This window comes from Microbulbifer variabilis (assembly GCF_023716485.1).
Lineage (GTDB): Bacteria > Pseudomonadota > Gammaproteobacteria > Pseudomonadales > Cellvibrionaceae > Microbulbifer > Microbulbifer variabilis_B.
On sequence record NZ_CP092418.1, the window covers coordinates 847,702 to 860,824 of the forward strand.

Genomic DNA, 13,123 nt, shown 5'->3' on the forward strand with positions numbered 1-13,123 from the left:
ACTCCTATGGCAAAACAAGTCATTAAAGTGCCTGATCTCGGCGGTGCCGATCAGGTGGATGTGATTGAAATTACGGTTGCCGCCGGTGATACCGTCGCGCAAGAGGACTCTCTGATTGTGGTGGAGGGCGACAAGGCCTCCATGGATGTGCCGGCCCCTGTGGCCGGTAAAATTCTCAGCATCAGTGTTAAAGAGGGCGATAAGGTCTCTGAAGGTGATGTGATTGGCGAGATCGAAACCGATGTCGCGGAAGCACCGGCAGAGGAGCCCGCTGCAGCCCCCGCCCAGGAAGACGCTGCGCCGGCGGCAGAGCCTGTAGCTGAAGCCCCTGCGGCAGCAGCGAGCGGCGAGCCGAAAGAGGAAACGATCCAGATCCCGGACCTGGGCGGTGCCGATGCGGTTGATGTGATCGAGATCAGTGTGCAACCCGGTGATACCGTCGAAGAGGGTGATTCTCTGATTGTGGTGGAAGGGGATAAAGCCTCCATGGATGTCCCTTCCCCCAGCGCCGGTACTGTAGTTTCTATCGCCGTTAAAGAGGGCGATAAGGTTTCCACGGGCGATACCCTCGGTGTATTGAAAGTGGTTGCCGCAGGTGGTGCCGCCGCGCCCGCAGCTCAAGCCGCGGTTCCGGCAGCTGCTGCGCCTGTCGAGAGCGCTCCACAACAGGCCCCCTTATCTGTTGAGCCGCCGGCAGTGCCGCAGAAAGATTACCAGCTGGAGCGCAATCTCACTGCTGCAGCTCAGGTTTATGCCGGTCCCGCCGTACGTAAATTGGCCCGTGAGTTGGGTGTTACCTTGAACAAGGTGAAGCCCACTGGTCCGCGCAACCGGGTCTCCAAGGACGATCTGCATAATTACATCCGCGAACAGGTGAAGAAAGCCGAGAGCGGTGCGGTCGGCGGTGGAATTGGTATCGCCAAGATGCCGGATATCGACTTCAGCCAGTTTGGCCCGGTGAGCGTGGAGCCGATGAGCAAGATCCACAAGATCACCGCAGCCAATATGTCGCGCAACTGGCTCAATGTGCCTCACGTCACCCAGTTTGATGATGCGGATATCACAGAGCTGGAAACCTTCCGCAAGTCTATGAAGGCTGAGGCGGAGAAGCGCGGTGTGAAACTCACGCCTGTGCCTTTTCTGCTGAAAGCGGTAGCCGCGGCCCTGCGCGCAGAGCCCAGCTTCAATGTGTCCCTGCACAATGATGGCGAGCAGATTGTGCGCAAGGACTATGTACATGTGGGTATGGCGGTGGATACGCCAAAAGGCTTGATGGTGCCGGTTATTCGCGATGTGGATAAAAAAGGCTTGTATGAGCTGGCGGCTGAGGCCACTGAAATGGCCCTGAAAGCCCGCGATGGTAAGCTGAAGCCCAACGAGATGCAGGGTGCCTGTTTCACCATTTCAAGCCTGGGTGCTATTGGCGGTACCGGATTTACCCCGATCGTCAATTCGCCAGAAGTGGGCATCCTCGGTGTTTCCAAGTTGGCGGTGAAGCCGGTGTGGAACGGCGAGGACTTCGAGCCGCGGCAGATGCTGCCTTTGGCGCTGTCTTACGACCACCGCGCGGTCAATGGTGGCGATGCCGGACGCTTTATGACCTACCTGGTGAGTGTGCTTGCGGATGTGCGGCGCCTGCTGCTATAGCCTATTCATAAGCTATAGCACAACCCTCAAAAAGCGGCCTATGGCCGCTTTTTTTATGGGGGCCACTCAGCTGACATTGGGCTTTTAAGAAGTTGTGAGTTCTTTCTGCTTTTTTTAGTCAGAACGGACTCGCAGGTGCCTTACTGCGAAGAAACTTTTAACCAGTTACCCACAAAAGTACCTAAAATGGCGCATAAAACTTTATAAAAATGAATTGCACGCAGAAATGACCTGGCGCCAACTGGCTGGATAATCCTCGCCGGCTAGACTTTTTTGAAAGACAGCTATCAGCGCAACACTGAAAGTGGAGTGTCGGATCATGAGGCCTTCAAGGAAATTCGCTCTGCCGCTTGTAGCGGCTCTGGCGGTGCAGGGTTGCTTATTCTTACCCGCGGAGGAAGTGGAAGTGGAAGGGGAAGATCCTTTCTTTTTCGAGGCTCAGGCTAGCGGGCAGGAAGGTGGCTTTGTCGAAGCCGACTCGATTGTTTCATCGCCTGCTCAGGCCTTGCCTGTTAATAATGAGTGTGAAGGGCATTGCACTCACCAGGTGTACGACTCCACCGCCTGGTTCTTCCCGGTTCTGAGGGTGTACTAAGCACCAAGCTGCGAGTCTGGGAAGGTAGTGCGCAAGGTTGTGGCTGCACCGTCCGATCATTTACCGAAGTACGCGAATTAGGTTTCGCGTGGTGCCGATACGGAGGCAAGCCCATGAAAAAATTCCCTATGGCCATTTCCGCGTTGTGTACCAGCTTGCTGCTTTCAGCTTGCGGTACCCCGGATACGCGCAACCAGGTGGTCTACCCAGCCAGTGCGCCGATACCCCGCCATGCGGAATATCGCGCATATCCCTCTCAAGCAATGCCCGCAGCTCCCTCAACACGCAGGTCCAGTCATTCCAGTTGCCCCGGTGACTCTGAGGAATTGGCGCCCGGATCAATTTGTCCTGAGAGTGCCCGTTGCTTTGATATTTCCGGTGGAAGGCGTTGTATTTCCTATGAAGAGTAAAGTTTTACTGTCATTGATTGTGGCGCAGCTGCTCGGTGGCTGTGCCGATGGTTTTTGGCAGGATTTAAATGGCACCGCAATTTATTATTCCTATAAGCACAGTCCCGTTCCGCCCGATGAACTGACTGCATTCCCACGCTTTTGCCTGGTTTGTGATCCCTATATGGGTGACCTGGACAATTGCATTGCTGCGGGAGTGCCTTGCTATCAATTGGATACTGGCGACTGGTGTGCCGGGCCCTATTCACCATTTGAATTGAGTTACAGCTTCTATTGATAGATATTGCTCGTGACTGCTCCGGGTGAAGCAGGGGTGAAAATATAGGAAGCGGCAAAAGTGTTGAGTTACTTCAGCAGTGTTTTAATACTTTCTTTTATCGAAGTGCCTATATAGTACTTTAAGCCGTTAAGTGTGCCCTTGATATTCACTTCCGGGTAGTAGTCATAGCCCAGATTTTCCAGCAGGATATGCAGGTTTTTCTTGATACCAATGGCGAACCAGCTGCAGGGGAAGGAGATAATGCTGGGACTCTGCCCGTTGAGCAGGTAAATTTTTCCTCCCTGAATATGGTCCACTTGATTGAGTAGGTTGTAACTGGGATCGGCCATGTCAAAGTTATAAAATAACTTGGCCTCGTGATCTATATCCACCTGCTCACAAGTGTGATGCGCATAATAGCGCCGCAGTATTTTCTGGTCATCGCAGTAATTGGGATACATTCCGCGGGCTGCCTGGAATAGGTTTTGTAGCGCTTTATTTTTTCCAATAAATATTCCCGTGGAAAAAACATGTTCGTTAGGAAAGAATTTTTTTTCAAAATACCCCTGAACACCATCGTGGCGGTAGTCATTGGAAAAAATAATATCTTTGCCAAAGGAGTGAAAGTTTTTTTCGAGCAGGCGTACTGACGGTAATATCAATGAGTCGAAACCGTCGAGATAGCAGATTATGTCCTCCTCAGGCAGCGTTTGAAAAAAAGGAAGCAAAATATCCATTTTGGATGAGAAGTCTTTCCAGGGGTGATCGCGCCCAAGAATGGTAAGTGATACGCCATTGCGTCTGGCGGATTCCTGGAGTACGGGAAACATTCTTTCCGAGTGGGTGGCAATGGTGGCGATATGCAACATTTTTTAGGAGAAACCCCTGCGCCTACAACTTTCTAAGCCGGCAAAGGTTTCTTTGCCACCTGTGAGAAGTCTAGCCGACCCTTTTATCTGAAGTGACAGGTCTGTACAACTCGGGGGCTGCTCTTGTCTCGATACGTCTATACATTATTTGGCGAGTGGCAGTGCTTGCCGGATTTCTTTTAATTAGACGAGCGTGTAATGAGAGGCGCCAGAAGAAGCTGGATAATCAATGTCTGCATCGCGATTGATCAGCTCGGTAATGCTATTGCCGGGGGCAATCCCGATGCCACTATCTCTGGTCGTTGCGGTTATTTTTCACGAGTGCAGGAGACACGTTTACGCCGTTATTGGCGGATTTTGGAATGGGTGATCAATTTTACCTTTATCCCCATCGATGGGCCGGATCATTGCTACCGGTCTTATCTGTGGGATCGCGCAGAAAAGCATGAAGAGGGCAGTGACTTTATGCGTGTGCTGCTGGGGGTGATCGTGATTTTTTTCTGCATGCCTCTCTGTCTGTTTACCTGGCTTTATGTATTGGTTTTCCCCAGTGCCCGCTGGAAAAAGGAAGAGCCATAGCAAAAAAAGCCCCCGAGCAGAGCGCAGCGGGGGCTTGAAGTTGGGGGTTATTTCTAGCTATGCGCCGGTTGTTCCATTGAATCCTGAATCAGTGCTGGTTCATTAGTTTTTGTTGTGTTGGACAAGCTGCCACCGGCAAGTTTGCGCAGCGCAACATAAAACACTGGGGTCAGGAACAAGCCAAACAGGGTTACGCCAATCATGCCGGTAAATACGGTAATACCCATGGCGTTGCGCACTTCGGCGCCAGCGCCGCTGGCCAGCACCAGGGGCACCACGCCGGCAATAAAGGCTACGGAAGTCATAATGATCGGACGCAAACGCAGGCGGCAGGCCTCCAAGGCTGCCTCTACGGTACCCTTGCCGTCCATTTCCAGCTCGCGGGCAAACTCCACAATCAGAATGGCGTTTTTACAGGCGAGCCCCATTAATACAACCAGCCCTACCTGAACAAATACATTGTTGTCGCCGCCAGTAGCCCAAACACCGAGTAGTGCAGCCAACAGACACATGGGCACGATCAGAATAACCGCCAGCGGCATTACCCAGCTCTCATAGAGTGCGGCGAGTACCAGGAATACCAGCAGTACTGCGAGAGGGAAGACCACCATAGCGGCGTTGCCCTGGTTAACCTGCTGGAAGCTGAGGTCGGTCCATTGGATCTGCATACCCGGAGGCAGGGCCTGGTAGGCTACCTGCTCAACCGCCGCCAGTGCTTCAGAGGAAGACAGCATGCTGGGATCGGATTGCCCCATCAGGTCGGCTGCGGGATAGCCGTTGTAACGGATGACCGGGTCGGGCCCATAGCTTTGGCGCAGGGTCACCATGGTGCTGATGGGCACCATCTCCCCATTCATATTGCGGGTGTAGAGATTGTCGAGATCCTGCACTTCATCGCGGAAAGGCGCATCTGCCTGGGCAACCACCTGGTAGGTGCGACCGAACAGGTTGAAGTCGTTGATATACATGGAGCCGAAATACAGCTGCAGGGTGCCGAACAGGTCGTCCATACGCACGCCCTGGGCTTTGGCCTGTAGGCGGTCTACCTCGGCGTCCATCTGCGGCACATTGGCCTGGTAGGAGCTGAAGGGATAGCTGAGGCCGCTGGCTTGGCTCAAGGCCCCAGCCAGCATATTGGTGGCATTTTGCAGCTCACCGTAGCCGGCACCACGGCGGTCCTGGACATAGAGGGAGTAACCGGAGCCTGCGCCCAGCCCGAAGATGGGTGGTGGCATGAAGGTCATGGCGAAGCCTTCCTTGATCTGGGAGAGCTTGCCGTTTAGCTCCGCGGCGATTTCGGTGGCACTGCGTTCGCGCACATCGAAGTCGTCGAATAGGATAAATACCGTGCCCACGTTGGGGGTATTGGTGCCTTGTAGGGCGTTAAAGCCGACAAAAGCCGCCGCGTTGGCAACGCCCTCTGTTTCCAGAGCCAATTCACTCACGCGGCGCGCAACTTCTTCAGTGCGATCCAGGGAGGCTCCTTCCGGCAGGCGGATACTGCCCACCAGGTAAGTCTTATCCTGAACCGGAATAAAGCCTCCGGGCACCTGTTGGAACAGGGCGAAGGTACCGCCGAGCAATATCAGGTAGACCCCAAATACGATACCGCGGCGTTTGAGGCTGTGGCCCACCACCCGCTGGTAGCGTTCAGAGTTGCGCTGGAAGAAGCGGTTGAACGGGCGGAATAACCAGCCGAACAGGCGCTCGATAATGCGCGCGGGCATATCCGGCTTGGCACCGTGGGGCTTCAGCAGGGTAGCCGCCAGGGCCGGGGACAGGGTCAGGGAGTTGATCGCGGAGATAATGGTGGCGATGGCAATAGTGGTGGCGAACTGGCGGTAGAACTGGCCTGTGATGCCGTCCAGGAAGGCCATGGGCACAAACACTGCACAGAGCACCATACTGATGGCGACAATCGGACCGCTCACCTCGCGCATGGCCTGGTGGGCAGCGGCTAAGGGTGTCAGTCCCTCCTCGATATTCCGCTCGACGTTTTCCACCACCACGATGGCGTCATCCACCACGATACCGATGGCCAGTACCATGGCGAACAGGGTCAGGGTGTTGATCGAGAAGCCCAACATCAGTAGCACCGCAAAGGTACCAACAATGGATACCGGCACGGCCAAGAGTGGAATCAGGGAGGCGCGCCAGGTCTGCAGGAACAGGATAACCACCAGCACTACCAACAATACCGCCTCAAGCAGGGTCTTGATCACAGAGCTGATGGAAGTGCTGACAAATACGGTTGGGTCGTAGGCAACTTTCCACTCCAGGCCTTCGGGGAACTGCTCTCCCAGTTCCGCCATCTTCTCGCGTACTGCAGCGGAGACTTCCAGGGAGTTGGAGCCCGGGGACTGGAAGATCGGAATGGCGACCGCCTGGCGGCCGTTTAGTAAGGCGCGTAGAGAGTCTTGGGATGAGGCCAGTTCAACCCGCGCCACGTCACGCAATCGGGTGATTTCACCATCGCTGCCGGTCTTCAGTACCACATTGCCAAACTCTTCTTCGCTTTGCAGGCGGCCCTTGGCGTTGATAGAGATCAGGAAATCAGAGCCATTGGGCATCGGCGAGGCGCCGATCTGTCCGGCCGACACCTGCACATTTTGCTCACGCACTGAGCTGACGATATCCGCTGCAGTCACGCCCAGGGCCGCCGCTTTTTGCGGGTCTACCCACAGGCGCATGGCATAGTCCCCGGAGCCAAAGACGGCGGCGAGGCCCACACCGGGAATACGCGACAGCTCATCACGGATATGCAATACCGCATAGTTGCGAATATAGGTGGCATCAAGGCTGTCGTCTGGAGAGATCAGATGCACCGCCATCATCAGGTTGGGCGACTGCTTCTGCGTGGTTACCCCCTGGCGGCGTACGTCTTCCGGTAGACGGGGTAGTGCCTGGGATACCCGGTTTTGTACCTGAACCTGGGCCTGGTCTGGGTCGGTGCCCAGTTTAAAAGTGACATTCAAAGTGAGGGTGCCGTCACTGCCGGCCACCGACTTCATATAGATCATGTTTTCCACACCATTGATGGCTTCTTCCAGTGGTGTGGCAACAGTTTCGGATATCGTCTTGGGGTTGGCACCAGGGTAGCGGGCACTTACTTGCACGCTGGGCGGTACAACCTCAGGATATTCACTGACTGGTAATGACGGGATGCTAATCAATCCCACTACAAAAATAATGATCGACAGCACCGAGGCAAAGATGGGCCTGTCGACAAAGAAACGGGAAAAATTCATACGCTGCTACCTGGGAAGCGGCTTTCAGGCCGCTCGGATTCCATTGATAGGATTCGTTGGGCGTTCGGTGCCCTAAACTCGGTGTCCAAAAGTAGTGGAAACACCTAGGCTCAGTGTCCGGCGGCCTGAGCGCTACTGCCTTGACCCTGCTGGGCGATCATCTCGGGTGCGACCGGCATGCCGGGGAAGAAGATCTTCTGGAGGCCGTTGACTACAATTCGTTCGCCAGTTTGAAGGCCGCTACGGATTACCGTGCGCTCCCCCTGCCGTGGGCCCAATTCTACCGGGCGACGTTCCGTCAAGCTCTCCTGCGTGACCACATAGACATAGCGGCGATCCTGGTCGGTGAGTACTGCCTTGCTATCGATCAGTACTGCCTGGGCCATTTCTTCGATAGGCATTTCCACGCGGGCGAACTGCCCTGGCTTAAATGTGCCTTCGGGGTTGGAGACTACAGCTCGGAACTGGATAGTGCCGGTGTGGCTGTTGAGGCGGTTGTCGATAAAATCCAACTGACCTTTATGCGGGTAGCCGTGTTCGCCTGCTAAGCCGATATGAACTGGGGGCCTGGCATCGCTGTTAAGTAGGTTGCGACTGGCGGCAAAAGTCTGCTCGTCACTTTCGAAATACACGTACATGGGATCTACAGACACGAGGGTGGTCAGCAGGGTTGTATCCGCGTTGGCGAGATTGCCGCGGGTTATCTGGGCGCGGCTAACACGGCCACTAATAGGGGCTGTCACCTCGGTGTATTGCAGGTTGAGGCGCGCATTTTCCACAGTGGCTTCGGCGGCATTCAGGGCTGCGTGCTTGGCATCCCGCGCGGCGATGCGGCGGTCGTATTCTTCTCGCGAGATGGCTTTACTGTCGAGCAGCTGCTGGGCGCGGCGGGCCTGCTTCGTATTGAATGCCAGTTCGCTGCGTACCCGCTGTAAATCCGCTTCAGCGGCACGCAGTTTGGCTTTGTAGGGGCGCTGATCGATAGTGAATAGCACATCACCTCGCTCTACCAGGGCGCCTTCAGTGAAAGATACCAGGTCGATATACCCGCTGACACGGGGGCGTAGTTCGACGGTCTCCGGAGCGACAACGCGGCCGGTAAAACTGCGCCACAAAGTGGTTGCCTCGGTGCTAACCTGGGCAACTTCTACGGCCGGAGGGGGCGGTTGCTGCCCAGTGGGCTCTTCGCTACCGCAGCCAGCCAGGACCAGTGCGGAGAGGCCGAACAGTGTGGCGGTAAGTTTCTTCACCATAACGCGTGTACTCCCTTTGCTTCGGAAGAGAGGGGCTGTTTGGCACTCCTCTCAGTTGGGAGGCAACTTTAATAGGGCGCAATAGGGGGGCGGTATCCGGTAACTATGGCTTGATTGCCTATTTCTATTTTTCTCAGTGAGGTGACAGTCTGAGAAAGACCTTTAAGTCAATCAATTAGTACTGTATATATAACTAGGTTTGCGAATCACTAATGAATTTATCACGGCTTTATACGGTAGGAGATTACAGTAAGTTATCTATTGCTGCACAGTAATTGCCCAATCCTGCAAAATCCTGCGAGAGTTGCCTAAAACTCCGTATACTGTCAGCCACCTTGTTTGATGCCGCCCAGGGCACGCGGGCGCGAGGAAAAACTATGAGCAGTGAAGAGAGAGCGGTAGCAGAAGTCATTCCGGCGGAACTGGAGTCGACCAGGCAAAAACTGATCCAAACCCTGATGCGCCAGGCACCGGAGCAAGGCTTGACGGAGACTGAACTGGATGGCTTGGCCTTGATTCGCTGCAATGAACCGCTCGCCTGTGCCTCGTCAGTCTATACGCCTTCACTGAACTTTATTATCCAGGGCAACAAAACCCTGGAGTTGGGGGATAGGGAAATTTCCTATATGCCCCTCAGTTATGTCGCAACTTCTGTACATTTGCCGATTTTGGGGCGAGTAGAGCGGGCCTCCAAGGATGTCCCCTTTCTTGGGGTAAAGTTGATTATTGACCCCAAAGAGGTGGCAGACCTGGTCCTGGAGCTAGGAGATAAGGCTCCCGGCATTGAAGCTGGTTATGATTGCCCGGAGGTCAGCTGCGGCCTCTGTGTAACACAGATGGATCAGGGCATCCTCGATGCGGTGAGCCGCTTAGTGCACTTGGCAGGAAATCCTATAGATGCGCAAATACTGGCGCCCATGGCGAGGCGGGAGATTATCTATCGGGCTCTGATGGGTGAGATCGGTGCGCGTATGCGCAAGTTTGCCATGGCGGACAGCCAGGCTAACCGGGTATCGCGGGTGATAGAGGTGCTCAAAGACCGCTTCTCCGAGCCCCTGCGTATCAGCGATCTGGCTGAACAAGCCAATATGAGCGAGTCCTCTCTATATCACAGCTTCAAGCAGATAACCCGAATGTCGCCACTGCAGTTCCAAAAGAAACTGCGTCTGCATGAGGCGCGCCGCCTGATGCTCTCAGAGGGGTTGGAAGCAGCTTCCGCCAGTTACCGGGTGGGCTACGAAAGTCCCTCCCATTTCAGCCGTGAATACAGCCGCATGTTCGGCCTACCGCCTCGCGCCGATGTCAGCAAGCTGCGCGGTGAGCTGCGGGTGCCGGCTTAGTCTGAAGTGGCATTGCCCTGTTTGAGAACAAACAGGCTACACCAGCCCTCGGGGCTGATATCGCCCTCCACTACTATGCAGGCATTGGGTGGTGTAAATAGCTGGCAGTCCACACACTTCTTGCCATCTTTCGGTGTGTCCTGGTAATTGACCGATTCCTTGGTCGCCTTGATTTGGGCGTTGGCCCGATCAGTGGCGATTATGCTAACCGGAAGAATCGCCAGGGCACCGCCGGATAACTTAAGGAACCTTCTGCGGGAAATATTCTGATGTTTTTCCATTGGCAAAATTTCCAAAACGCTTTGCTTTAGTCTTCAGAATTTCAGAGTAGCTCGGTTTGGAATTTCTGCAGGGGGGGTTGTATTGCTGCAGAAAGGAAACGAAATGAGAAGAAATCTTATTCGCTTATAAAAAAGGCGGCCATCTGGCCGCCTTCCAGATTTATCTCAAAACAGAATTACTTCTGAGAGATAAGGATTTTACCTACCGACTTGTCTCTGCTCTGCGTGACTACGCGAACTTTCAAACCGTAAGGGGTAATCGCGCGGCCAGCATCGGGGATCTCATCGCTGCTGAAGCTTCTGCGATCGTTGAATACCCGATGGGGACGGTTGTGGATATCGGTCATGGTGATGCCGTAATCTTCCAGAAGATCCAGTGTCAGCCGCTGGGCCCAGTCGACACCAAATGTGGCATCGTGGATCTGGTAGCGAGTAGATGCAACGGAGTCATCGCTCCACTTCAGAACCTGCTGATCTGCATCGACTACGCCGAGGAAGCCATTACCGGGGTGGACACCTACCCAGTTGTTTTCATAGCTGGTGTCCGCATACCAAATCAGGAGACCCTCGTTATAGGTCAGCATTTGGCCGGCCACATTTATGTGTGCCAGGCCTTGGTCTACACCGCGGTGGGTACGCCATTCCAACAGGTAGTAGTGGTCGTGGAGGTTGTAGCCGGGGTGGCGGCTGAAACCGGTCAGGCTGAAGTTGCCGTCGCTCTCCGCATCATCGAAGAGGGTGGCTTGGCCGTCGACATTGATGGTGATGTCATCGGCAAACAGGCCGGGGTTGGCTTCATAGGCATCGGTAATATAGGCGATGGACAGGTTGAACTGTTGGCCAGCGTAGGCACTCAGGTCAAATTCGGCATCGACCCAACCACTGGAGCTGCCGGTAATACCGAAGCCCGGGTTTTGCCCATTGGGGCTGGTCTCGGTGGTAATGTTACCGGGTATAGAGACGAAGCCCTCACCCAGGTCAACCATAACCGCACCGTAATCCCAATCCTGCTCAATGTCATACCAGGCCTTGAAGGTCAGGCTTGCGCTCTGAGCATCGGTCAGGTCGACAGGGATTACCATGGAGTTTTGAAGGTTGTTGTCACTGCCACTGAAATAGGCGTATTCACCGCTGGTTGGTACGGTCACGACCACTTCCTTTTTGGGAAGGTCGATACGGATCGCATCGTTGTTGGTGCCCTTGTGTACCGCCTCGTCAAGCAGGAGCGGGATGCCGCGGCGGGGAATATCTTGCAGGGCGATGGTCTCACCGTGCAGCCAATTGCCGCCGTGGTTGGTTTGCAAATACTCCTTTGCCCAAGCAGAGAAACCCGTGGGTTCTGAGCCCGGGATAACACCGGCCCAGCTGCCGCTGGACATGATTGACCAGGAGGAGACGGGTTCACCGCGGCCGGAACCATCGGTGTCGTACTCGTCGGGTAGACCCAGGTCATGGCCGTACTCGTGACTGACAACACCTGCTGCTGCGTCGGCAGGCTGTACTGTGTAGTCGTAGGCCGCCATGGTGCCGCCCCAGTAATCCACTGACGCGGTAGTTCCCTCAATAGAGAAAACATCGCCGAGATTCCAGCGGTGCGCCCAGATCGCGTCTTCTCCCAGCTGGCCGCCACCAGCTTCTTCCCCCACTGAGGAATGGAAGATCATAATGTGGTCCACCAAGCCGTCGGCTTCCCAATAGTTGCCATCCCCATCCAGGTCGTAGCGGTCTTCGATATCGAAGTCAGCGAGGTTAACGCTGGGATCTGCTGCGGCAGCCTGCAGTGCTTCACGCACCAAAGCACGGGCATCGCCGTTTTCATTGTTACCATAGAAAGCTGCTGGCTGACTGGCAGTGTACCAACCTACTACTGCACCTTCGACGGAGTAGCTATTGCCGGATTGTTGCCAGTAGAACTGTTGCATAGACAGTAGGTTTTCACCCTGGGGGCCAGTAAAGCCCTGTTGGGAGAACAGCAGATCTGCATAGTGTTGTGCGGCATAGTCCTCGTAGTACATATCCGTTTCCCCTGGCTCAATGCTGTTGTGGGGGAAATCTGGGAAGTCCATCAAGATTGCGAGAACCTTCGCGGTACGCATTTCACCTTCATAGTTTTCGAGCTGAATGGGTGCCGGTGCATGGCCGATGCCATGGAAGCGCCCCTTGCCTTTACCACGCCCTAATCTGGGATGCTTGCCGCCACGGGCATGCTTCATCATTTGTACCGTTTCACTGGACAAATCCTGGGCCAGGTTCTGGCTTTTACTGGCACGTTCTTTCAGAAACTGGTGTAGAGTGCGCTCGGCTTCGCCAATGGATGCATTTTTACTAATTCGGCCTGAGCGCTTGAGCATGTCGATCAGCTTGGCTTCGTTGGCGATTACCAGGTCGAACTGATTGCCACCTTGTAGCTGAGGTGAGGGTGCAGCGTAACTGCTCGCAGCCATCAGGCTGAGAGCAAGCGCGCTGACGGGCAGCAGACTATTTACTTTTAGCATTGATCCCTTCTTTCATTTTTGTTTTAACAAAGAGCTCGGGAGATTTTTATAAATTTTAAGGGCACTTTGCCGGTGCATTACCCGAACCTTAAGGGCCGGCTGAACTATTCAGTAGCCCCATGTTGTTCAACGAAGTAAGAGGGAAGA

The 13,123-nt window shown here is 54.7% G+C and carries 11 protein-coding genes; 6 read left to right on the forward strand and 5 right to left on the reverse strand.

Features of this window, described 5'->3' with window-relative positions; genetic code table 11:
• Positions 1-6 precede the first annotated feature (6 nt).
• From aceF to MJO52_RS03900, 4 genes are all read left to right on the forward strand, one after another.
• A complete protein-coding gene (aceF, locus tag MJO52_RS03885) occupies positions 7-1,647 on the forward strand; it encodes a dihydrolipoyllysine-residue acetyltransferase (RefSeq protein ID WP_252084640.1) in 1,641 nt (546 codons plus the stop codon).
• 319 nt (positions 1,648-1,966) lie between these two features.
• Positions 1,967-2,242, forward strand: coding sequence for a hypothetical protein (locus MJO52_RS03890; RefSeq protein WP_252084641.1), 276 nt, complete (start codon positions 1,967-1,969; stop codon positions 2,240-2,242).
• Positions 2,243-2,355: 113 nt separating this feature from the next.
• Positions 2,356-2,652: a hypothetical protein gene (locus MJO52_RS03895; RefSeq protein WP_252084642.1), complete on the forward strand. Its 297-nt coding sequence runs from the start codon at positions 2,356-2,358 to the stop codon at positions 2,650-2,652.
• Entirely contained in the window at positions 2,642-2,929 is a 288-nt protein-coding gene (locus tag MJO52_RS03900; RefSeq protein ID WP_252084643.1) for a hypothetical protein, read from the forward strand. Before MJO52_RS03895 ends, MJO52_RS03900 begins: the two co-directional genes overlap by 11 nt.
• A gap of 68 nt (positions 2,930-2,997) precedes the next feature.
• Here the strand turns inward: MJO52_RS03900 and MJO52_RS03905 are convergent, their stop codons facing one another.
• Complete coding sequence (locus MJO52_RS03905; protein WP_252084644.1) at positions 2,998-3,780, reverse strand: glycosyltransferase domain-containing protein; 783 nt, start codon at positions 3,778-3,780, stop codon at positions 2,998-3,000.
• A gap of 198 nt (positions 3,781-3,978) precedes the next feature.
• Between MJO52_RS03905 and MJO52_RS03910 the strand changes: the two genes are divergently transcribed.
• Positions 3,979-4,359: a hypothetical protein gene (locus tag MJO52_RS03910; RefSeq protein WP_252084645.1), complete on the forward strand. Its 381-nt coding sequence runs from the start codon at positions 3,979-3,981 to the stop codon at positions 4,357-4,359.
• A 53-nt stretch (positions 4,360-4,412) separates the two neighbouring features.
• On the opposite strand, the gene MJO52_RS03915 is transcribed toward MJO52_RS03910, so the two are convergent.
• On the reverse strand, positions 4,413-7,607 hold the full coding sequence (locus MJO52_RS03915) for an efflux RND transporter permease subunit (RefSeq protein WP_252084646.1): 3,195 nt from the start codon (positions 7,605-7,607) through the stop codon (positions 4,413-4,415).
• Positions 7,608-7,717: 110 nt separating this feature from the next.
• Positions 7,718-8,860, reverse strand: coding sequence for an efflux RND transporter periplasmic adaptor subunit (locus tag MJO52_RS03920; RefSeq protein WP_252084647.1), 1,143 nt, complete (start codon positions 8,858-8,860; stop codon positions 7,718-7,720).
• A gap of 377 nt (positions 8,861-9,237) precedes the next feature.
• Here MJO52_RS03920 and MJO52_RS03925 point away from each other — a divergent pair, with 377 nt between their 5' ends.
• On the forward strand, positions 9,238-10,200 hold the full coding sequence (locus MJO52_RS03925) for an AraC family transcriptional regulator (RefSeq protein WP_252084648.1): 963 nt from the start codon (positions 9,238-9,240) through the stop codon (positions 10,198-10,200).
• Here MJO52_RS03925 and MJO52_RS03930 read toward each other — a convergent pair.
• On the reverse strand, positions 10,197-10,481 hold the full coding sequence (locus MJO52_RS03930; protein WP_252084649.1) for a high-potential iron-sulfur protein: 285 nt from the start codon (positions 10,479-10,481) through the stop codon (positions 10,197-10,199). The genes MJO52_RS03925 and MJO52_RS03930 overlap by 4 nt on opposite strands.
• A gap of 176 nt (positions 10,482-10,657) precedes the next feature.
• On the reverse strand, positions 10,658-12,976 hold the full coding sequence (locus MJO52_RS03935) for an immune inhibitor A domain-containing protein (protein ID WP_252084650.1): 2,319 nt from the start codon (positions 12,974-12,976) through the stop codon (positions 10,658-10,660).
• Positions 12,977-13,123: the final 147 nt, after the last annotated feature.